Source organism: Oricola indica, assembly GCF_965227485.1.
Taxonomy (GTDB): Bacteria; Pseudomonadota; Alphaproteobacteria; order Rhizobiales; family Rhizobiaceae; genus Oricola; species Oricola indica.
In genome coordinates, this window is sequence record NZ_OZ245747.1 from 1,297,109 (window position 1) to 1,316,937 (window position 19,829).

Annotated in this window: 20 protein-coding genes; 11 read left to right on the forward strand and 9 right to left on the reverse strand. The window is 60.4% G+C overall.

All coding sequences use genetic code 11. From position 1 onward, the window contains the following. Positions 1–251 precede the first annotated feature (251 nt). The gene (locus ACQK2M_RS06630) at positions 252–1,118 is read right to left on the reverse strand and encodes a sugar phosphate isomerase/epimerase family protein (RefSeq protein WP_425417155.1); all 867 of its coding nucleotides are present in this window, start codon (positions 1,116–1,118) and stop codon (positions 252–254) included. Between the two features lie 234 nt (positions 1,119–1,352). On the opposite strand from ACQK2M_RS06630, the gene ACQK2M_RS06635 reads away from it, so the two are divergent. The 4 genes from ACQK2M_RS06635 to ACQK2M_RS06650 are packed head-to-tail and all read left to right on the forward strand — an operon-like array spanning position 1,353 to position 5,124. After that, a complete protein-coding gene (locus ACQK2M_RS06635) occupies positions 1,353–2,240 on the forward strand; it encodes a sugar phosphate isomerase/epimerase family protein (RefSeq protein ID WP_223478315.1) in 888 nt (295 codons plus the stop codon). 29 nt (positions 2,241–2,269) lie between these two features. Continuing rightward, positions 2,270–3,436: a mandelate racemase/muconate lactonizing enzyme family protein gene (locus tag ACQK2M_RS06640; protein ID WP_425417156.1), complete on the forward strand. Its 1,167-nt coding sequence runs from the start codon at positions 2,270–2,272 to the stop codon at positions 3,434–3,436. Between the two features lie 16 nt (positions 3,437–3,452). After that, positions 3,453–4,145: a FadR/GntR family transcriptional regulator gene (locus ACQK2M_RS06645; protein ID WP_223478317.1), complete on the forward strand. Its 693-nt coding sequence runs from the start codon at positions 3,453–3,455 to the stop codon at positions 4,143–4,145. 1 nt (position 4,146) lies between these two features. Continuing rightward, complete coding sequence (locus ACQK2M_RS06650; protein WP_425417157.1) at positions 4,147–5,124, forward strand: NAD(P)-dependent oxidoreductase; 978 nt, start codon at positions 4,147–4,149, stop codon at positions 5,122–5,124. Positions 5,125–5,130: 6 nt separating this feature from the next. Here ACQK2M_RS06650 and ACQK2M_RS06655 read toward each other — a convergent pair whose 3' ends face one another. The 7 genes from ACQK2M_RS06655 to ACQK2M_RS06685 form a co-directional block, all read right to left on the reverse strand. Further along, positions 5,131–6,189: an ABC transporter ATP-binding protein gene (locus ACQK2M_RS06655; protein WP_223478318.1), complete on the reverse strand. Its 1,059-nt coding sequence runs from the start codon at positions 6,187–6,189 to the stop codon at positions 5,131–5,133. Beyond that, complete coding sequence (locus ACQK2M_RS06660; protein ID WP_425417158.1) at positions 6,189–7,280, reverse strand: ABC transporter ATP-binding protein; 1,092 nt, start codon at positions 7,278–7,280, stop codon at positions 6,189–6,191. The genes ACQK2M_RS06655 and ACQK2M_RS06660 overlap by 1 nt, the downstream gene beginning before the upstream one ends. Next, on the reverse strand, positions 7,280–7,492 hold the full coding sequence (locus tag ACQK2M_RS06665) for a hypothetical protein (RefSeq protein ID WP_223478320.1): 213 nt from the start codon (positions 7,490–7,492) through the stop codon (positions 7,280–7,282). The genes ACQK2M_RS06660 and ACQK2M_RS06665 overlap by 1 nt, the downstream gene beginning before the upstream one ends. Beyond that, entirely contained in the window at positions 7,489–8,451 is a 963-nt protein-coding gene (locus ACQK2M_RS06670) for a carbohydrate ABC transporter permease (RefSeq protein WP_223478321.1), read from the reverse strand. Before ACQK2M_RS06670 ends, ACQK2M_RS06665 begins: the two co-directional genes overlap by 4 nt. 1 nt (position 8,452) lies before the next feature. After that, positions 8,453–9,343, reverse strand: a complete 891-nt coding sequence (locus tag ACQK2M_RS06675; RefSeq protein WP_223478343.1) for a carbohydrate ABC transporter permease — start codon at positions 9,341–9,343, stop codon at positions 8,453–8,455. Between the two features lie 84 nt (positions 9,344–9,427). Further along, a complete protein-coding gene (locus ACQK2M_RS06680) occupies positions 9,428–10,687 on the reverse strand; it encodes an ABC transporter substrate-binding protein (protein ID WP_425419996.1) in 1,260 nt (419 codons plus the stop codon). 340 nt (positions 10,688–11,027) lie between these two features. Further along, positions 11,028–11,654 carry a TetR/AcrR family transcriptional regulator gene (locus ACQK2M_RS06685; RefSeq protein WP_223478323.1) on the reverse strand — a complete coding sequence of 209 codons (627 nt, stop codon included), beginning with the start codon at positions 11,652–11,654 and terminating at the stop codon, positions 11,028–11,030. A 92-nt stretch (positions 11,655–11,746) separates the two neighbouring features. On the opposite strand from ACQK2M_RS06685, the gene ACQK2M_RS06690 reads away from it, so the two are divergent. The 7 genes from ACQK2M_RS06690 (at position 11,747) to ACQK2M_RS06720 (ending at position 18,380) form a co-directional block, all read left to right on the forward strand. Continuing rightward, positions 11,747–12,943: a Tm-1-like ATP-binding domain-containing protein gene (locus ACQK2M_RS06690; protein ID WP_425417159.1), complete on the forward strand. Its 1,197-nt coding sequence runs from the start codon at positions 11,747–11,749 to the stop codon at positions 12,941–12,943. Continuing rightward, positions 12,943–13,779 (forward strand): phosphoenolpyruvate hydrolase family protein, encoded by an 837-nt coding sequence (locus tag ACQK2M_RS06695; RefSeq protein ID WP_223478325.1) that lies wholly within the window; start codon positions 12,943–12,945, stop codon positions 13,777–13,779. The genes ACQK2M_RS06690 and ACQK2M_RS06695 overlap by 1 nt, the downstream gene beginning before the upstream one ends. A gap of 4 nt (positions 13,780–13,783) precedes the next feature. Next, the gene (locus ACQK2M_RS06700; RefSeq protein WP_223478326.1) at positions 13,784–14,200 is read left to right on the forward strand and encodes a cupin domain-containing protein; all 417 of its coding nucleotides are present in this window, start codon (positions 13,784–13,786) and stop codon (positions 14,198–14,200) included. A 6-nt stretch (positions 14,201–14,206) separates the two neighbouring features. Further along, positions 14,207–15,382, forward strand: coding sequence for a M24 family metallopeptidase (locus ACQK2M_RS06705; protein ID WP_425417160.1), 1,176 nt, complete (start codon positions 14,207–14,209; stop codon positions 15,380–15,382). An 18-nt stretch (positions 15,383–15,400) separates the two neighbouring features. Beyond that, positions 15,401–16,027, forward strand: a complete 627-nt coding sequence (locus ACQK2M_RS06710; RefSeq protein WP_223478328.1) for a DJ-1/PfpI family protein — start codon at positions 15,401–15,403, stop codon at positions 16,025–16,027. Between the two features lie 114 nt (positions 16,028–16,141). Further along, positions 16,142–17,197: a sugar phosphate isomerase/epimerase family protein gene (locus ACQK2M_RS06715; RefSeq protein ID WP_425416154.1), complete on the forward strand. Its 1,056-nt coding sequence runs from the start codon at positions 16,142–16,144 to the stop codon at positions 17,195–17,197. Positions 17,198–17,219: 22 nt separating this feature from the next. Then, positions 17,220–18,380: a Gfo/Idh/MocA family protein gene (locus ACQK2M_RS06720; protein WP_425417161.1), complete on the forward strand. Its 1,161-nt coding sequence runs from the start codon at positions 17,220–17,222 to the stop codon at positions 18,378–18,380. A gap of 559 nt (positions 18,381–18,939) precedes the next feature. On the opposite strand, the gene ACQK2M_RS06725 is transcribed toward ACQK2M_RS06720, so the two are convergent. Beyond that, positions 18,940–19,350, reverse strand: a complete 411-nt coding sequence (locus ACQK2M_RS06725; RefSeq protein ID WP_223476077.1) for a helix-turn-helix domain-containing protein — start codon at positions 19,348–19,350, stop codon at positions 18,940–18,942. Positions 19,351–19,829 lie beyond the last annotated feature (479 nt).

Sequence of the window (19,829 nt, forward strand, 5' to 3'; positions counted from 1 at the left end):
CCGCATGACGTGGCGGGGATGCCCTTGCATGGATTGGCTTTTTATAAGTGTTCACTTACCTAATGGCAATCCGGTTTCGCGCTGAAGTGTTTGTTCTGGCGAGTGGTAATCGAAATCTTTTCTTGGTTATAAAGCGACTCGATCGATGTCGGCCATGGCGTAAGGTTATGGGTCGAGATTGCAGACAACTCCCCGACGAGGCAATAACGCGCTTCTTTGGCCATATAAGATTCTGCGTCGGCTTAGCGCCCTCAGCCATTCGCGTAAGATGCACCCTTCGCCAGATACCCGGATATATGTGCAAAGCCGTTGCGATAGACCGCTTCGGGGCTTTCGGCGAAATCGCGCCAGACTTTCGTCGCCGCGGCGAGATCTGGCAGCCCGCGACCGAACGCCTCTATGGTCAGCCAGTCGTCGTAACCGATCGACCGGATTGCTTCGAAGGTGGCGGACCAGTCGATATTGCCCCTTCCCGGTACGCCGCGGTCGTTCTCAGAAATGTGTATGTGGGTGATCTGGTCCTTGTTGCGCGTCAAAGCGCCAACGGGATCGGTCTCCTCGATGTTGCAGTGGAACGTATCGTACATCGCCTTGATGTTCGGATGTCCGACTCGTCGCACGAGGCCGCACAGGTCGTCCATCGTGTTGACGAGGTAACATTCGAAGCGATTCAGTGCCTCGAGCCCGACAGTAACTTTGCAGGCGCTCGCGATCTCACCGACGCGCCGCTGGCTTTCGACGGCGCGTTCGAACTCGTCGACCGTTGGGCTTGCGCCGGAGAACTGGCCGAGCACCGAATGCAGTGGACCGGAAACCCTGTCGGCGCCCAGCGCACGGGTACATTCAAGCACCCATTTCATGCGGTCGACTGCGTCGTTTCGAACATTGATGGAGGGTGATATCAGGTCATGCGCAGGATCGCCGAGAGCCGAAACCGCCGTGCGTTCGAGGTCGAGCGAATCGAGCAATTCGCCGAGTTTCGCGTAATCCTCCGGCTCGCCCTCGAAGACCGGAATCTCGACGCCGTCGAAGCCGGTTTCGCGGATGTCGGCGAGTAGCGCCTCATGCTCCGGCCCAACGCTGGTCGTCCAGAGAAACATGCACATTCCAATTTTCATATGAATTCCTCTTCTCGCCATCCTGGTACTACCAAAATGGCGGTAAATCGACCAGCGGAAAGTTTTATGATTCCCGAATGTAAATCGGTTTTTCAAAAAATGCCGATTCTAAAAGCATCACCACCTAGAAGCGTCTCTTGACCGCCATCGCAATCCGGCGCTATCTGGTATAACCAGAAGGGATTGGCCGGCACTCCAAGAAAGCTGGCGTATTCAAATAAAGGGAGGACGGAAATGCATCTTTCAACCCACAACTGGATGCGGGCGGAGCCATTGGAAACGACGGTGCGCCGGATCAAGCAATATGGCTATGAGTCCATCGAGATTTCCGGCGAGCCGACGCAATACGACGTCAAGGAAACGCGGGCTCTTCTGAAGGAAACCGGCATGCGCTGCTGGGGCGCGGTCACACTTACGCTCGGCGAGCGAAACCTCGCTGCAAAGGACGAGGGCCAGCGCGCACGATCTGTCGACTACGTGAAGTCGGTGATTACCATGGTTTCCGAACTCGAAGGCGAGATCGTGACGCTGGTTCCGGCCACCGTTGGCAAGGTAGTGCCGGACGGTACCCCCGAAGAGGAATGGGGCTGGGTCGTCGAAGCGACCAAGGAATGCTTCGCGCATGCGCAGAAGAAGGGCGTAAAGATTGCGGTCGAGCCGCTGAACCGCTTCGAAACCTACCTGTTTAACCGTTGTGCGCAGGCGCTCGCACTGGCCGATGCCGTCAGTCCGGAATGCGGCGTCTGCCTGGATGCGTTCCACCTCAATATCGAGGAGAGCGACATCTACGAGGCCATCCGCCTCGCCGGCGATCGTCTGTTCGATTTCCATGTCGCCGACAACAACCGTTTCGGCGCCGGGTTGGGGCACCTCGACTGGCCGAAGATCGTGAACACGCTGAAAGACATCGGCTATGACGGCGCGCTTACCAACGAATTCGTCGCTCCGGTCGACCGGACACCGGCGACAATGTATCCGGACATGGTCGAGACCAATCCCGTCGACATCTCTCCGGAACAGCTCAAGTTCATCCAGGATCATGGATCTTCTCTGCTGACAGAAGAGTTTTATGCCGACCAGATGCGGATCACCGCTGAGACCCTCTTGCCGCTGATGAAGTGACCGGGCCAGGCGCGGCAGGAGGACATCCGATGCGTATCAAGTCGATAGAAGCCCGCTGGATACAGATCCCGATCGAGGAGTCGCGCCAGCACGTGAGTGACTTCGGCCGGCTGAGGACATTCGACGCGGCTATTGTGAGGGTAGAGACGGAGGACGGCATCGTCGGATGGGGGGAAGGCAAGAACGCCGCCGGCAGCGCCGGTCAGTATGCCGCCCTGGTTCATCTCATCAACAAGGAAGTCGGGCCGTTTCTCATCGGCTGGAACGCGTCGCAGATAACTGCGATTTGGGAGGCGCTTTACAATGGTTCACGGCGCGAAAGCGCCGCCGCCGGCGGGCATGTTTTCCCGGAACTTGCCCGCCGGGGACTCTCACTCGCGGCAATCAGTGCGATCGACATCGCGTTGTGGGACATCAAGGGAAAGGTGCTCGGCGTGCCGGTCTGGTCGCTTCTCGGGGGTCGGTCGGCGGACCGGCTTCCGGCCTATGCATCCGGCGGCTGGGCTAATGCCGAGGGTATTGGCGATCAGTTGCGCTCCTATATCGATTCCGGCGGGTTCAAGTCCGTCAAGATGCGGGTCGGCGCAATGGACGGCGCGCCACATGTCTCGGCGAAGCGTGTGCGGGCCGCCCGCGAGGCGATCGGACCAGATGTCGACCTGATGGTCGACGCGCATGGCACATACACCGTGGCGCAGGCAAAGCGTTTCGCTGCCATGGTGACCGATTGCGATCTCGCCTGGTTCGAGGAGCCGATCACCGGAGACGACGTGCCGGGGCTGGCGGAATTTCGCCACGCGACGCACATCCCGGTCGCCGTCGGCGAATCGGAATGCACCCGGTTCGACTTCCGCGACATCATGGTTTCGCGCGCCGCCGACATCCTTCAACCGGACCCCGCATTTTGCGGCGGTATCACTGAGGCCATGCGCATCGCGGCGATGGCCTCGGCGTTCAATTTGCGCCTCGCACCGCATCTTTGGGCCGGCGCGCCGGCATTCTTTGCCGGGCTCCATGTTGTGGCGGCTGCGCCCGCGGGTTTTATCGTCGAGTATTCGCTGGGCGCCAACCCGATGATCCACGACCTGTCTCGAGAAAAGGTGTTCGTGAAAGACGGAATGATTTCTGTGCCCGATGCGCCCGGGCTTGGGCTTGACGTGGACACCGATATCCTTACGCGTTTCTCGAAATTCTGACGCGAGCGAACATACGATGCAGGGACAGGAAATCCTTCCAGCCATAGCTACCCACCTGCTGGACAGTGCTCGCACGAATGGCGGGAAGGCGCCGTCTGAACGCGACCTTGCCGAACATTTTTCCGTGAGCCGGGGACAGGTGCGCGAAGCGCTGGCGATCCTGGAGGCGATGCAGGTCATCGAGCGGCGCGCGAAATCTGGCATCTACGTCAATACCGACAATACCGGCATCGAGGCGATGGCTTTTCTTGCGCGGGCAGGGCTGCCGCTGGAAAACCGCCAGATCTACGAGGCGGTCGAAGTTCGCAAGATCCACGAAATCAAGGCGGCTGAACTTGCTGCCGCGCGCGCTGACGACGAGAATTTCGACCGTCTGCGCGACATTCTCGTCCGTTCAGAGGAACGCATTGCCCAAGGAGAGGGTATAGACGGGCTAGACCAAGAGTTTCATCTGGAGATCGTCCGTGCGACCCAGAACACGCTGTTTCTCAACATCTGCACCGCCTTCTACGAACTGGGCGGGAACCGCCTCAAGGTGTACTTTCGCGATCCCGATCGCAACCGGAAGTCGCACGAGGAACACAAGCAGATTTTCGAAGCGCTTGTGAATCGGGATGCGGCGCTGGCTTCCGCCCTCATGGTTTCGCATCTGCGTGGCGCCATGAGTTATTGGAGCGAACTCCTGCAGCCGGCCGAGCTCTCCGACTGACATGGCCGGCCTGTCGATTTTCTCGACCCATCACCTTCACCCGGAAGTGACGGAGGCGCTGTCCGGCATCGGCGCCTATCGCGTTGCAAGCGCACCGACGCCCGAGGCGATCGTCGCCGAAAGCACGGGAGCGGAGGTCATTGTGGTCAGGGCTCCAATACCGGCCGAGGTCATCCAGCGGGAACAGGGACTGAAGGCGCTGGTGCGGCACGGCGCCGGGATCGACATGATCCCCGTTGATGCGGCCACGGATGCCGGGGTGCTGGTTGCCAATGTGCCGGGCGTCAACGCGCTCAGCGTTGCGGAGCATGTTATCTGGACCGCTTTGGCGCTGCTTAAGCGCTACCCCGAGGTGAACACAGACCTACGGGAGCGGGGCTGGGCGGCGGGCCGTGCGCATTCGGATTTCGGGCGGGAGCTCTCCCGTCGGACCATCGGCATTGTCGGCATGGGCAATGTCGGCCGAAACATCGCACGAATCGCGCAGAGTGGCTTTGCGATGGACGTGGTCTGCCATACGCGGAGCGCCGGCAATGTGCCCGAGTCCATGCGCGCCGTTTCGCTGGAGGACCTGCTTTCTGAAGCTGACATCGTCGTTCTTTGCTGCCCGTTGACCGCGCAGACACGCGGGCTGATCGACGCGATTGCACTGGAGCGGATGCGGCCTGGTGCGCTACTGATCAATGTCGCGCGCGGACCGGTGGTCGTGGAGAGCGCGCTGATCGAGGCCCTGGAAACCGGCCATCTCGGCGGCGCGGCGATCGATGTATTCGACACACAGCCCCTGCCGTTCGACCACCCGCTGCTGGCGCTTCGAAACGTTATCCTGACGCCCCACATGGCCGGAATCACCGAGGAAAGCATGTTGCGCATGGGCCAGGGCGTCGTCGCCGAAACGCGTCGTGTCGCGGCCGGCGAACTGCCGGAGCAGCTCGTCAACCCCGATGCGGTCCCCCGCTATCGCCAGCGTTTCGCCTGAAAGGCTCTAAAGCGCGAGGTTTCGTCCGGTCTCCGGATCGAAGGACAGCACGCGCTCCGGCTTCCAGCCGAAACGGACAACTTCGTCGCGATTCACATGCGTGCCTGCCGGGACAGTGGCGTGCAGGCGCGTGTCGCCCATGTCGAGCGCGAGAATCTTGATAACGCCCTGGTCCTCGATATCGAAAACGCGCGCTTCCGCCGGTGCGCCGGACTGAATAACGATGTTTTCGGGCCGTACTCCGAATGTGACCTTCTGTTCGGAATTCGCCGGCGAGCTGACCGGCAGCACGAAGGAACCAAGCCGTGCACTCTCTCCATCCAGCCTACCCTCGATGAGGTTCATCGGCGGCGTACCGACGGACCGGGCGACGAAGGTGTTGTGCGGACGCTCGTAGATTTCCGAGGGCGTGCCGACCTGAACGAGGCGGCCGCTGCGCAAGACGCCGATCTTGTCGCCCATCGACATCGCCTCAACCTGGTCGTGGGTCACGAACAGGAAGGTCGCGCCAAGATCCTGATGCAGCTTCTTCAATTCGACGCGCAGCGCCTCGCGCAACTTCGCATCGAGCGCGGAAAGCGGCTCGTCCATCAGGAAGACGCGCGGATCGCGCACGATGGCGCGACCGATGGAAACGCGCTGCATTTCGCCGCCCGATAGCCGTTCCACCTTGCGGTCGAGCAGATGTGTGATCTGGAGGGTCTTGGCGGCGCGGTCGACCCGGCGCCTGATCTCGTCTTCGTTCATGTTGCGAACCTTGGGACGCAACGGGAATTCCAGATTACCGCGCACTGTCAGGCGCGGATAGAGCGAGTATTGCTGCAGCACGAGCGCGACATCACGCTCGGCTGCAGTCCAGCTTGTGACGTCAGAATCGCCGATGAAAACGCGCCCCTCGTCGGGTTTTTCGAGCCCCGCGACGACCCTGAGCGTTGTCGTCTTGCCCGCGCCGGTGCGACCGAGCAGCACGAAGAACTCGCCATCCTCAACGGTCAGGCTGAGATCCTTCAGAGCGCGCGTACCGCCATAGCGCTTGGTGATGTTCTGCAGCTCGATACGTGCCATCAGGCAGATCTCCTCAGCGAATTTCCAGACGCGGCATCGAAGAAATGCGCGCGGTGCGGGTCCAGCGCGACCCAAAGCTTCTGGCCCTCGCCGCCGGTAAAGCCGGATTCGCAGCGTGCGCGGAGCGTCTCGTCCCCGACGCGGACGTCTACGATGTCGTGGCTGCCGAGTGGCTCGACATTGGTCGTCTCAGTCTCGATGTAGCCGTCTTTGGCATCGTGAGACAGTATGACGGCTTCAGGGCGGATACCGAGCTTGGCAGGCGATCCGTTTAGATGCGATACCGTTTCGGATGGCACGCGAAATCCGTTTGCGCCGCCGATCCGCAGCAGCGCGTCCGTGCCTTCGCTCTCGACGGTGACATCCGCGACGTTCATGACCGGAGAACCAACGAACTGGGCCACGAAAAGGTTGGCGGGACGAAGATAAACCTCCTCCGGCGCGCCGACCTGCTGCAGCAGGCCGTCATGCATGACGACAATCCGGTCGGCCAACGACATTGCCTCAACCTGATCGTGGGTCACGTAGACGCTTGTCGATTCACGCGCGATGTGCAGCCGCTTGATCTCGGCGCGCATCTGTTCGCGGAGCTTTGCGTCGAGCGCACCGATGGGTTCGTCCATGAGCAGCGCCTTCGGTCGACGGACGAGCGCCCGCCCGATGGCGACGCGCTGCATGTCGCCTCCCGACAATGCGGACGGCCGGCGCGGCAGAAGCTGTTCGATACCAAGGAACCGGGCGACTTCCTTCACTTCGGCCTCGCGTTCGGCCTGTCTGCTGCGCACGGCGCGAAGGGGGAACGCGATATTCTCTTCCACCGTCATGTGGGGATAAAGCGAGAATGACTGGAAGACGAAGGCGATATCGCGGTCGGCGGCCTTGAGGTTCTGGACCTCCTTGCCATCGATGGTGATCGTCCCGGAAGTGATGGTTTCGAGGCCGGCAATCGCGCGAAGCGTGGTGGTCTTGCCGCAGCCGGACTGGCCGAGCATGACGACGAATTCGCCGTCCTCGATGACGAGATTGACGTCCCTGAGAACCTGGACGGCTCCGAAGAATTTCTGGACGTTGGTGAGTTCGATCCGGGCCATCAGATCAGCTCTTCCTCTTCCTCTGCTTCAGCCTCGGGTTCGGGCGGAATGTGGGCAGTCACCAGGAATCCGATCAGCCCGATGATGGTAATCGTCAGCCCGTAGCGGTGCAGGAGTTCCACCCAGGGCTGGCAAAGGCACACCAGTCCCCCGATCATCACCCACTGCGCAGTCGGTTCGAACAGTTTCGTATTCAGTTCACGAAAGGTCATTTGCGGATCGCTCCGAAGGACATGCCTCGCAGCAGATGGTTGCGAAGGAGGAACGTGAAGATGGCGACCGGCAGCAGGAACAGGAACGCTCCCGCTGCGATCACGCTCCAGTCGGGCAGGCCAGACCCCACCTGCGACGGGATGTAGGGCGGCGCGGTCTGCGCGTTGCGCGAGGTCATCATCAAGGCAAAGGCATATTCGTTCCAGGCGATGATGAAACAGAAGACGGCAGTGGCGGCAATGCCTGTAAGGGCCTCCGGCAACACGATCTTCCAGAAGGCCTGTAGCCGTGTGTAGCCGTCCACCAGCGCCGCCTCCTCGTATTCCCGGGGAATCTCGTCGACGAAGCCCTTCATGATCCAGACCGCAAAAGACAGATTGAACGCCGTGTAGAGAATGATCAGGCCGAGATGCGTGTCATGCAGGCCGACCGTGCGGTACATCAGGAACATCGGGATGGCGACGACGACAGGAGGCAACATGCGCGTACTGAGAATGAAGAACAGCCAGTCCTGCTCTCCTTTCACCTTGAAGCGCGAGAAGCCGTAGGCCGTCAGCGTGCCCATGGATACAGCGAGGAATGTCGAGATGATCGAGACGATCAGCGAGTTCTTGTAGCGATCCCAATAGCCGGACGACGTGATCGCGCCGGTCTTGCGGTTCTTCACGACCTGCTCGCCGTCGTCATAGATCAGCTTCTCCCACCAGGGCGCGGCTTCGTAGACATCCTCTTCCACCGGCTGGCGCAGCTGCGAACGCTTGGTGAAAAGCTTCGCGAAGGGCGTCAATGTAGGCTCGAACATCACGGTCGGCGGGACGGTGGTGGCCAGACTGCGCGGCTTGAAGGCGGTCGAGGCGATCCAGTAGATCGGCGTCAGCATGACGATCAGTGCGACGACGACGGCAACGATCGCCACGCGATTGAGAACGACCTCGCCCTTTGTTTTGACTTCGGCCATCTCAGCGCGCCTTTGCCTTGTTGAGATACTTCACGTAGATGTTGGTGATCGCGACCACCATTATCAGGACGATGTAGGCGAAGGCGGAGCTCAGGCCCGTCTGCCACTCCAAGAACGCCATCTTATAGAGACGGATCGCGATCAGTTCGGTCGTCGGCTGCGACGAGAGAATGTAGGCGTGGTCGAATGTCTTGAACGCCTCCATGGTTCGGAAAATGATCGCGATCATCAGGATCGGCGCGACCAGCGGAAGCGTGATCCGGAAGAAGGTGTAGAAGGGTCCAGCGCGGTCGATCTCCGCCGCTTCGTAGAGATGCTTCGGCACGGCCGACAGGCCCGCCAGCGACAGCAGCATCACGAAGGGCGACCACATCCAGATATCGACGAGAGCGACTGCGTAAAGCGCGACCTGAGGATCCGCCAGCCATTCGAATTTTCCGAGACCGAGGAAATAATTGATGATGCCGAAGGACGGATCGTAAAGCAGCTTCCAGAACAGGCCGACGACGGCCATGGAGAGCATCATCGGCAGCAGCAGCAGCGTGGTAATCAATCCCTTGAAGGGAATTTGGCGGTTCAGGAGCATCGCGAGCCCGAAGCCGACCACCACCTGTCCCGTCACGGAGATCAGCACGTATTTCGCGGTGATCGTGAAATTGCGCCAGATGAAGGGGTCGTTGAGCAACTCGCGGTAATTGGCCAGTCCGACCCAGTTTGCCGGCGCCGTGGTCGAAGCGCGGAAATCGGTGAACGATGTCCAGAGCGAATACAGCAACGGAAATACGTTGAAGATAATCAAAAAGGCGATCGTCGGAATGATGAACAAGTTCCGGATCGTGAGGTCGGAAAACCCGCGCGAAGCGGCGCGGCTTCCCGGCTCAAGCCTGGTCATAACGTCTGTCACGGTTTGTCGCTTCCTGGCTGGGAACTGGCGGGCGCCAACAGCGCCCGCCGCTTAGTCAGATGATCAGCCGGCTTATTCGGTGCGGCCGTATTTCTTGAACGTATCGACCCAGTCCTGGGCAAGCGCATCCAAGGCTTCTTTAGCCGTGCCCTCGCCACCGACGACATAGGGGTAAATGCGCTGGTTGGCCGCCGTCAGGAGCTCCGCATATTCCGGAACAGCCCAGAAGTCCTTCACCTTGAACATGGTCTGGTAGAAGGCCTCATTGTACGGGGTGGCCTGCCGGAACTCCTGGCTTTCGAGGGTCTTGGCATGCGCGGTGTAACCGCCCAGTTCTGCCCAGCGCTTCTGCACATCGTCCTGAATGAACCACTCGAGGAACTTGTAGCTCTCATCGATATTGTCGGAGTACGAGACGATCGATATCCCCTGACCGCCGAGCGCTGCATACTGGTCGCCGTCCGGCCCGGCCGGGTTGGCGAAGAAGCCGGTATTGGCTGCATTCGGGTTCGTCGCCGGGTTCACCAGAGCCGGGAAGAAGGCGAAGTAGTTCATCGACATCGCCGCCAGACCTTCGGTGATGGCCTGGTTGTTCTCGACAAAGAAAGTCTTCGACCAGCCCGGAGGCGTGTACTGGTAAAGCTGGCGATAGGCTTCCAGCGCCTGTACAGCCTTATCGGAGTTGAGAATGCCCTCAACTTCGTAGGTCTCGTAGTTTCCGAGCTCGGCGCCATAGGAGAACAGCGCGTTCTCGACGCCCATGACAAGGCCGTCATAGGAGTTGTCGGTGTAGATCGCGATGCCGTAGCGGTTCTCATCGGGGCGATGGAAGAACTCGGCAATGTCGAGCAACTGCTGCCAGGTCTCCGGAACGGCGAGCGGATAGCCATACTTGGCCTCGAACGCCTTCATTTCCTCCGGATCTTCGAACCAGTCCTTGCGATAGGACCAACCGACGGCGTCGCCCTCGGCGGGGATCGCCCAGTAATTGCCAGAGTTGCCCGGATATTCGGCGTAGTACTTGACCGTCGCCGGAGCCATCACGTTGCCGAGATCGTGCTTCTGGAAGAACTCGGTCAGGTCAACATAGTGGCCGCCTTCGGACGCGGCGCCCAACCACTGGCTGTCGCCGACGATCATGTCGTAGGCCGAGCCCCTGGCGTTGAACTCCGTGAACGCCTTGGTCTGGAAGTCCTGCCAGGGCGTAGTTTCCACCGTGACCGTGACGCCTGTCTCGGCTTCATACTCGTTGACGAGTTCCTGCAGATAATTGGCCGGATCCCACTCCGCCCAGAAGATTGTCAGTTCCTGCGCTGACGCCGCAGGCACCATGAACGCAAGCGCCGCTGCTCCAGCGAGCAGCCGGTAAACATATCTTTTCATTTCGGTTTCCTCCCATTTGATCTGCTTGGTAGTCGTGGACTGCTGGTATTCTCCCGTCTCTCCTCCGATCGACCGAAATTCATCGTCGTCGCGATAACAATTTTGGTATTACCAGATTGCCTGGGTTGTCAAGGTTGTGTTTAACTTGCCGCATGCACGCGGGCGACCTGAAAAACCAATGAGACATAAGCTTTCTTTCGCATATGAAGCAGGCAATGCGGACGTCGCTTCCGCAACTGTCGGCCGTGCTATCGTCACAACAGGTATTGCATATCTGGCCGGACCAGTTTCAACTTTCCTCATTGCCATCGCCACCCGCTTCCCGCATCGCGGCCTCTATCATCGCCTGCGCGGCCCAAAGCGCCGTGCTTTGCGCCTCGTCGTCGCTCAAGCCCCAAATGTCCCTGAGAACAATCATCGCCTCGACACCAAAAGTCAGGGACAGCGCACGGATCAACCGATCGGCTTTCCCTTTCGGCAGTCCGAGGTCGCGGATTGCGCTGGCGAGCAACTGTCGCCTATGGCCGCGGCCAAGCGTGGCGTCGGCGCCGTCGGCCTCGAGGGATTGACGCAGTGCCGCGCGGAACGTGGCCTCGTGCTCATAGAGCCTCGGAAAGGCGGCCGCATAGAGCGCAGTGATGCGATCGCTGCCGTTCATCCGATCTTCCCAATCCAGGATCGGGCCCAAGGCCTCGGCCACGACGGCGCGCACCATGTCGGACCGGTTCGGGAAATATCGGTAGGCGGTCGAGCGCGAAACGCCGGCGGCTTCCGCGACCTCGCTGACCGACGGAGACATGCCATCGCGCATCATCGCATTGGCCGTCGAAACCATAAGGGAATGTGTGCGCGCCGCGGCTCCCTTGAGCGGTTTGGCTTTTTCGGCAGCTTCATCTCGTTGACGTGGGACTGTCATCCCAATATGGTACTCCAGTCCCATTCAGGGTCAAGGCGGTTTTTCAAACGGCCGCCGATAGACAGGCCGCGACGTCAGGGGAGGAGCTTGCGTTGCGCGTGATTCATGTGGTCGGCACGGCCGACACAAAGGGCGAGGAACTCGCCTATCTCAGGGATCTGATCGCGGCTGACGGCCAGCAGGCGGTGATTGTCGATATCGGCACGCGCGCGCCGTCGATTGCGGTCGATATTGCCGCCGAAGACATCGCGTCGTGCCATCCGGACGGAGAGGGGGCAGTGCCCGGCGGTAGCGACCGAGGCGCGGCTGTCTCGGCGATGGGCACGGCATTCGCAGAATGGTGCCGGCGGCACTCGGGTGAGATCTCGGGCATGATTGCGGTCGGTGGCGGCGGCGGGACGTCAATGGCGTGCGCGGGGATGCGGGAATTGCCCTATGGCGTCCCTAAGATCATGGTCTCGACGCTCGCCTCCGGGGATACTGCGCCCTACGTGGGAACGTCCGACATCGTGATGGCGCCTTCGGTGACCGACATCGCCGGACTGAACCAGCTGAGCCGCGTCATTCTCTCGAACAGCGCGCATGCCTTGGTCGGGGCGATATCCGCTTCGTCTCCTGCAGCAGTGGACGACAAGATCGCCATCGGGCTGACTATGTTCGGCGTAACGACCGCCTGCGTGAACGCCATCACAGAGCGCCTCGACGAGCGTTACGATTGCCTGGTATTCCACGCAACGGGAACCGGCGGGCGGTCGATGGAACGGTTGCTCGAGCAGCAATTCATGTCGGGCCTGGTCGACATCACGACGACGGAAATCGCCGACCTGCTGTTCGGCGGCGTCCTCGCCGCCGATCCTGACAGGCTTGATGTTGTCGCACGCACCGGCGCGCCCTGGGTAGGCTCCGTCGGTGCGTTGGACATGGTCAATTTCTGGGCGCCGGATACCGTACCCTCGAAGTATCGCGGGAGAACGTTCTACGAGCACAATCCGAACGTGACGCTGATGCGGACGACCGCAGAAGAAAACGCGGATATGGGCCGGTGGATCGGCCGGAAGCTCAACGCTTGCCATGGCCCGGTGCGGCTTCTCCTGCCCGAAAAAGGCGTCTCGGCGCTCGACATCGAGGGCGGCGCATTCTGGGATCCGGAAGCCGACGCGGCGCTATACGACACGCTGCGCGACACGATCGAAGACAAGGCGCGTCTGGTCTTCCTGCCGTGCCATATCAACGACCCGGCCTTCGCGGAGGCCGCGGCCAACACCTTTCAAGACCTTATGGAGCCCTGATGTCAGCCATTCCTCGCAAGACAATCCTGGACCGTTTCCACGCGATGATCGCGAAAGGCGAGCCGATCATCGGCGGCGGCGCGGGCACGGGCCTTTCGGCAAAGGCGGAAGAGGCTGGCGGGATCGATCTCATCATCATCTACAATTCCGGGCGGTACCGCATGGCGGGGCGCGGCTCGGCCGCCGGACTGCTCGCCTACGGCAACGCCAACGAAATCGTGAAGGAGATGGCGGTCGAGGTTCTGCCGGTCGTCAAAAAGACCCCGGTGCTCGCCGGCGTGAACGGCACAGATCCCTTCATTCTCATGCCACGGTTCCTCGCCGAGTTGAAGGACATGGGCTTTTCGGGAGTTCAGAACTTTCCGACCGTCGGCCTGTTCGATGGCACCATGCGCCAGAGCTTCGAGGAAACGGGCATGGGCTTTGGGCTGGAGGTCGACATGATCGCCGAGGCGCACGCCCAGGACATGCTGACCACCCCTTATGTCTTCAATCCCGACGAGGCGATCGCAATGACGAAGGCTGGCGCCGACATCATCGTCGCGCATATGGGCGTGACCACAGGCGGCACCATCGGCGCGACGTCGGCGAAGACGCTGGATCAGTGTGTCGAGGAGATCGACGCCATTGCTGCGGCCGCGCGCTCCGTGCGCAAGGACGTGATCATGCTCTGCCACGGCGGGCCGATCTCGATGCCGGACGACGCCGCCTACGTACTTAGGAATGCCGACCGGATCGACGGCTTCTACGGCGCGTCGTCGGCCGAGCGCCTGCCCGCAGAACGCGCCATCGCGGAGCAGATCCGGGCGTTCAAAGATGTCACCGCGAAAGGATAATCCCATGACCGACGTGAAGGACCTTTACAAATATCCGGAAGCTGTCGACGCCTACGGGTTCGACTGGGGGCAGTTATCCGTGACGCTTGGGCCGCAGGCGAATGGCGCGAAACAGTTCTCGGCCGCGGTCGTCACTGTGCCGCCAAGACAGGGCCATGCCCGCCACAACCATCCGGGCTCGGAGGAGATCATTTTCATCCTCAAGGGCGAAGGCGAACAGATGGTCGAGGACGAAAACGGCAACCCGCATACCGAGACGGTGAGGCCGGGCTGCACGATCTTCATTCCGGAAAGCCGCTATCATTCGACGCTGAACACGGGAGACGGGGAGATGCAGATCTTCGTTGTTTATTCCCCGGCCGGCCCTGAAGAGCTGTTGAAAGAGCTTCCGGATTTCCACCTGATCCCGGCGAAGGGGTAAGCACCCATGGAAGACCTTGCTACCAACGCCCTGCCGTATGATTTCGGGCATCTCGACGATCTGATGGAAAAGGCTGGCATCGACGTGCTGCTCGCCACGTCGAAGCACAATGTCCAGTATCTGATGGGCGGCTACCGTTTCATCTTCTTTTCCGCGATGGATGCGATCGGTCATAGCCGTTATCTGCCGATCGTCGCCTATGTTAAGGGCGCGCCGCGAAAGACCGCTTACGTCGCCAACAAGATGGAGGGAATGGAACATGCCAATCGTCCCTTCTGGACACCGCATTTCTTTCCGGTCGCATGGGGCACGCGTGACGCCATGGCGCAGGCGATCAAGCACCTGAAAGCCGAGGGGCCGGCCTCTCCGCGGATCGGCATCGAACCGGGTTTCCTTCCGCTGGATGCGGCGCGGGATCTTGAGGCGGCCTACTCGAACGCTCCGCTCATCGACGCTTGCGGCGTGCTCGAACGACTGCGTGCGGTCAAGTCGCCGAAAGAACTGGCGATGCTCAAGGATGCGTCGGAACGTATCAGCGCTTCGATGCAGGCGACCGTCAGATGGGCGCGCGAAGGATCGACGAAAAAGGAAATCATCGACCGGCTTCGCGCCGAGGAATCGTCGCGTGGCCTCCAGTTCGAATACTGCCTCCTGACGCTGGGCGCGTCGCACAATCGGGCCTCCTCCGATCAGGCTTGGGCTGCGGGTGAAGTCCTGTCGATCGACTCCGGTGGTAATCTGGACGGCTATATCGGCGACATATGTCGCATGGGCGTTTTGGGGGAGCCGGATACGGAACTGGAGGATCTGCTGGCAGAAATCGAAACCGTTCAGCAGGCCGCCTTCTCAAAAATCGCGGCTGGCGCCAAAGCAGGCGATCTTATCGAAGCCGGCGAAGCCGAACTTGCAAAACAGCCTAACGCGACCTGCACCGACTTCTTCGCGCACGGCATGGGCGTCATCACTCATGAGGCGCCTTTCGTCATGACGAACCACCCCGTTGCTTACGAAGGAATTGATCGTGACGAGCCGCTGAAAGCGGGCATGGTGCTGTCGGTCGAAACGACGATGCTTCATCCGACACGCGGCTTCATCAAGCTTGAAGATACGCTCGCTGTGACGCGGAGCGGGTACGAACTCTATGGAGGCGAGGGTCGTGGCTGGAACCGTGGTGGAAGATAACAAGGGAAGGAGATAGACATGAACGGCAAGCGCATTCTCATGCTGATCGGCGAATATTCGGAGGAGTACGAGATTTTCGTCGTGCAGCAGGCCCTGGAGGCCGTCGGCCACACGGTCGATATCATTTGCCCCGAAACGAAAAAGGGCGACCGGGTAACCACGTCGGTGCACGATTTTGGCCCCGGCGTGATGACCTGGACCGAACACAAGGGCCACGCCATTGAGGTGACGCAGGATTTCGATACGACGAAGACCGACGGATACGACTCGGTCTATGTCGCCGGCGGGCGCGGCCCGGAATATATCCGCACCTACGAGCGAGTCCGCGAGATCGTTCGCGAATTTCATCGCGACGACAAGCCGATCGCGGCGATCTGCCATGGCGTTCAGGTGTTGGTAGCAGTGCCCGAGGTGATCAAGGGCAAGCGGGTAGCCGGGCTCTTCACGACCCGCCCGGAAGTCGAACTGACAGGCGCGACCTATGTGCCGATCGGCGGCAAGGACGCCTTGCGCGACGGAAATCTTGTGACCGCGGAAGGTTGGACGGCGCTTGCGGCTTTCATCCGGGAGTATCTTGGCGTCCTGGGAACGGAGATCATCCACCACCCCATCGGCCAGACCCAGGGCATGCAGGCGGCGGAGTAACCGGAGCGCCTGCAACGGCATCAGAACCGGCGTCGTGCACCGATACGGCGTCGGCTACGTCACCAACTAGCTCTGCAAATCGCAGACCAGACAATCGAGAGTTGAGGTTTCACCATGAAGACCATCAAGGGCCCGGCCCTGTTCCTTGCACAGTTCGCCGGAGACGAGGCACCGTTCAACTCCTGGGCGTCGATCACGAAATGGGCTGCCGATTGCGGCTACAAGGGCGTGCAGGTTCCGAGTTGGGACGGACGCCTGATCGATCTCGAAAAGGCTGCCTCCTCGAAGGACTATTGCGACGAATTCAAGGGCGTGGCCGCCGAAAACGGCGTCGAGGTCACCGAACTCTCCACCCATCTCCAGGGCCAGCTCGTCGCCGTACATCCCGCCTATGACGAAGCCTTCGACGGGTTCGCGGCGCCGGAAGTGCACGGCAATCCCAAGGCCCGCCAGGAATGGGCCGTCCGGCAGGTCATGATGGCGCTGGACGCCTCGCGCAACATGGGTATCGGCGCGATGGCCAGCTTTTCCGGCGCGCTCGCATGGCCGTTCATCTATCCCTGGCCGCAGCGGCCCGCTGGGCTTGTCGAAACCGCATTCGACGAGTTGGCAAAGCGCTGGCGGCCGATCCTCGATCACGCCGATTCGTGCGGCGTCGATGTCTGCTACGAGATCCATCCGGGCGAGGATCTGCATGACGGGGTGACATTCGAGATGTTCCTGGAACGGCTCGGCGGACATGCCCGCTGCAACATGCTCTACGATCCGTCGCACTACGTGCTGCAGTGCCTCGATTATATCGACAATATCGACATCTATGCCGACCGGATCAAAATGTTCCATGTCAAGGACGCGGAGTTCAATCCGACCGGCCGGCAGGGTGTCTATGGCGGATTCCAGAGCTGGGTCGATCGGGCCGGGCGGTTCCGCTCGCTCGGCGACGGCCAGGTCGATTTCGGCTCGATCTTCTCGAAGCTGACGGCCAATGATTTCGACGGCTGGGCCGTGGTGGAATGGGAATGCTGCCTGAAGCATCCCGAGGACGGCGCGCGCGAAGGCGCACAATTCGTCTCGGATCACATCATCAGGGTGACGGAGAAGGCGTTCGACGATTTCGCAGGCGCCGGCACCGACGAGGCCGCCAACCGCCGCATGCTCGGCATATCGTAAGGACAACAGGAAGGACAGAAACATGACCGAACGCATTCGGCTCGGCATGGTGGGCGGCGGACGCGACGCCTTCATCGGCGGCGTGCACCGCATCGCATCGCGCATCGACGACCGCTACGAACTGGTCGCCGGCGCGTTTTCCTCGACGCCCGAGAAATCGAAGGCGTCTGCCGCCGATCTCGGCGTTGCGCCGGACCGCGCCTATGGCGATTTCGTCGAGATGGCGAAGCGCGAGGCACGGCTGAAGAACGGCATCGAGGCGGTTGCCATCGTCACGCCCAACCACATGCACTATCCGGTGGCGCGCGAATTCCTGAAGCGCGGCATCCATGTGATCTGCGACAAGCCGCTGACCTCGACGCTGCCCGATGCGCGCAAGCTGGCCAAGGCCGCCGAAAACTCCGGCGCGCTGTTCGTGCTGACGCACAACTATACCGGCTACCCGATGATCCGGCAGGCCCGCGAGATGGTGGCCAAGGGCGAACTGGGCAAGATCAGGCTCGTCCAGGTGGAATATGCGCAGGACTGGCTGTCGGAGCCGCTGGAAAAGACCGGCTCGAAACAGGCCGGCTGGCGCACCGACCCGGCGCAAACCGGCGCCGGCGGCTCGACCGGCGATATCGGCACCCATGCCTTCAATCTGGCGAGTTTCGTTTCTGGCCTCGAACTGGAGCAGCTTTGCGCCGATCTCGACAGCTTCGTCGAGGGACGGCAGGTCGATGACAACGGCCATGTGCTGATGCGTTTTTCAGGCGGAGCCAAGGGCATGCTGTGGTGCAGCCAGGTCGCGCCAGGCAACGAAAACGCATTGAAGCTGCGCATCTATGGCGAAAAAGCCGGACTGGAATGGGCGCAGGAAGACCCGAACTATCTCTGGTACACGCCGCTCGGCGAGCCGAAGCGCCTGCTCACCCGCAATGGCGCGGGCGCGACCGAGGTCGGCCAGCGGGTCAGCCGCGTGCCGGGTGGTCATCCGGAAGGCTATCTGGAAGGTTTCGCCAACATCTACACGGAAGCGGCGCTCGCCATCGCGGCGCATCGCGAAGGCAAACCCGTTCCCGGCGAGGTTACCTTCCCCGGTATTGCCGAGGGTGTCGCGGGCGTCGCTTTCGTGACCGCCTGCGTCGATTCCTCGAAGCGCGGCGGAAGCTGGGTCAGTTTCGGCAATTACGTGAAGACGTGAGCGTACTAAATAATGCACACATCCCTTACGCAGGAGGGTATCCCGCGCTTCGGTCGCCGCGAGATAAAAAAAGAAATCAAGACCGCTCAGTGGACGTTTGGTTTATCGCGAATTGGCCAAGGCGCGGCCACAACAAGCACGACTTATAGATTGGATGGCAAATCTCGGGCGTCGGAAACGGATTAATGTAATTCGTATCAGAGTTTCCATTTTTGGCACAAAGCGGACGCACTGCAGCCGAATGCGGAATGTCCATTATCTGCCCCATTCCAGACGGAAGCTAACGCACAAAATTGGCTTGTCTCGAGCCTCTGCATAACACTGGAAGGTGTGACCTAAGGATCATCGGACGAGTTCCTCACTGAACTTACATGGGGTTTTCTTGCGGGAGCTCTTGCATCGACATGGAAGATCTCTATCAGTTTCTGAATACGGTGAAGGGTTGGTGCCGGATCGCTGTCGTAGGATATAAGCCGTATGAAATCGATCCAAGCCCACTCATTCACTGTGAGGCTAACCCTACCGTGCTCTGGGACTTTGCGTATTGAGAGGGCCGAATTCATTTCCCGAAAATTCCTCTGATTGCCAAACGTCTTTTCGCGGTCAGCGTTGGATCGCTATTCCCTGATGCCTTCCGGATTTCCTCCAACCAGGCGACTTCGTTACGGCTGACGACCGTTCCAAAAATCTGTTGGATAGCTGATGCAGTGGTGTCGCCATCCAATTGTTCGAGGGCGAGCTTGAACAACAGTGCTGGATCGCAGTCCAGCGCCTTTGCCAATCCGGTAACACGATCAAGTGGAAGCTTATTGGATCCGTTCTTGAACATCGACAGCATGTTCGGCTGGACGAAGCCAGCCTCGGTTGCGATCTGCAGTTGCGACTTTTTGGGCTTCAACTCCAGGATTCGCTTCTCCAGGAATGCTGCCAGGCGGGTGTCGGCATATGGCCGACCTGCTCGTTTCTTCATTTCACGCGGACTCCGCTTGCTGCAGCGATGCACGATTGCGTCGCTTGATTTCGAAATAGCAAGGGGTCGACGGGGAGTTTCTGGGAAGTTTGCGGCCGAGCATATCGATGTTAGGAGACTCAGTCAGCTGAGCCGATAAGCCGTCTGCTTTGGAAGCTGTTATGACAAGCAGCGAAGTGCTCCAGGTTCAGTGAACCAACCGGGAACTACGTAAATGCCTGATAAGTCCTTGAAAGGAATGGTGGGCGGTACTGGGATTGAACCAGTGACCCCTACGATGTCAACGTAGTGCTCTCCCGTAGAACGCCATTCGGCATTCATTGAAAAGACTGAATGAATTCAGCTGCTTGGAGCAGTCTACGACCTTTTCTTAAGCTGATCAATCCGCCCGTCAGACAAAGAAATCCGCGATTCCGTGTGACCAGAGTGTGACCAACCCCGGGGATGAGCCGCCCCGGGTGGGTACCGGTTTCGTATAT

Coding starts and splice junctions, on each gene's coding strand:
- ACQK2M_RS06720 (WP_425417161.1), top strand. CDS start 17,220: ATGACCGAACGCATTCGGCTCGGCATGGTGGGCGGCGGACGCGACGCC.
- ACQK2M_RS06645 (WP_223478317.1), top strand. CDS start 3,453: ATGCAGGGACAGGAAATCCTTCCAGCCATAGCTACCCACCTGCTGGAC.
- ACQK2M_RS06725 (WP_223476077.1), bottom strand. CDS start 19,350: ATGAAGAAACGAGCAGGTCGGCCATATGCCGACACCCGCCTGGCAGCA.
- ACQK2M_RS06695 (WP_223478325.1), top strand. CDS start 12,943: ATGTCAGCCATTCCTCGCAAGACAATCCTGGACCGTTTCCACGCGATG.
- ACQK2M_RS06680 (WP_425419996.1), bottom strand. CDS start 10,687: ATGGTGCCTGCGGCGTCAGCGCAGGAACTGACAATCTTCTGGGCGGAG.
- ACQK2M_RS06640 (WP_425417156.1), top strand. CDS start 2,270: ATGCGTATCAAGTCGATAGAAGCCCGCTGGATACAGATCCCGATCGAG.
- ACQK2M_RS06655 (WP_223478318.1), bottom strand. CDS start 6,189: ATGGCACGTATCGAGCTGCAGAACATCACCAAGCGCTATGGCGGTACG.
- ACQK2M_RS06660 (WP_425417158.1), bottom strand. CDS start 7,280: ATGGCCCGGATCGAACTCACCAACGTCCAGAAATTCTTCGGAGCCGTC.
- ACQK2M_RS06710 (WP_223478328.1), top strand. CDS start 15,401: ATGAACGGCAAGCGCATTCTCATGCTGATCGGCGAATATTCGGAGGAG.
- ACQK2M_RS06665 (WP_223478320.1), bottom strand. CDS start 7,492: ATGACCTTTCGTGAACTGAATACGAAACTGTTCGAACCGACTGCGCAG.
- ACQK2M_RS06685 (WP_223478323.1), bottom strand. CDS start 11,654: ATGACAGTCCCACGTCAACGAGATGAAGCTGCCGAAAAAGCCAAACCG.
- ACQK2M_RS06650 (WP_425417157.1), top strand. CDS start 4,147: ATGGCCGGCCTGTCGATTTTCTCGACCCATCACCTTCACCCGGAAGTG.
- ACQK2M_RS06715 (WP_425416154.1), top strand. CDS start 16,142: ATGAAGACCATCAAGGGCCCGGCCCTGTTCCTTGCACAGTTCGCCGGA.
- ACQK2M_RS06705 (WP_425417160.1), top strand. CDS start 14,207: ATGGAAGACCTTGCTACCAACGCCCTGCCGTATGATTTCGGGCATCTC.
- ACQK2M_RS06670 (WP_223478321.1), bottom strand. CDS start 8,451: ATGGCCGAAGTCAAAACAAAGGGCGAGGTCGTTCTCAATCGCGTGGCG.
- ACQK2M_RS06635 (WP_223478315.1), top strand. CDS start 1,353: ATGCATCTTTCAACCCACAACTGGATGCGGGCGGAGCCATTGGAAACG.
- ACQK2M_RS06630 (WP_425417155.1), bottom strand. CDS start 1,118: ATGAAAATTGGAATGTGCATGTTTCTCTGGACGACCAGCGTTGGGCCG.
- ACQK2M_RS06700 (WP_223478326.1), top strand. CDS start 13,784: ATGACCGACGTGAAGGACCTTTACAAATATCCGGAAGCTGTCGACGCC.
- ACQK2M_RS06675 (WP_223478343.1), bottom strand. CDS start 9,343: ATGACCAGGCTTGAGCCGGGAAGCCGCGCCGCTTCGCGCGGGTTTTCC.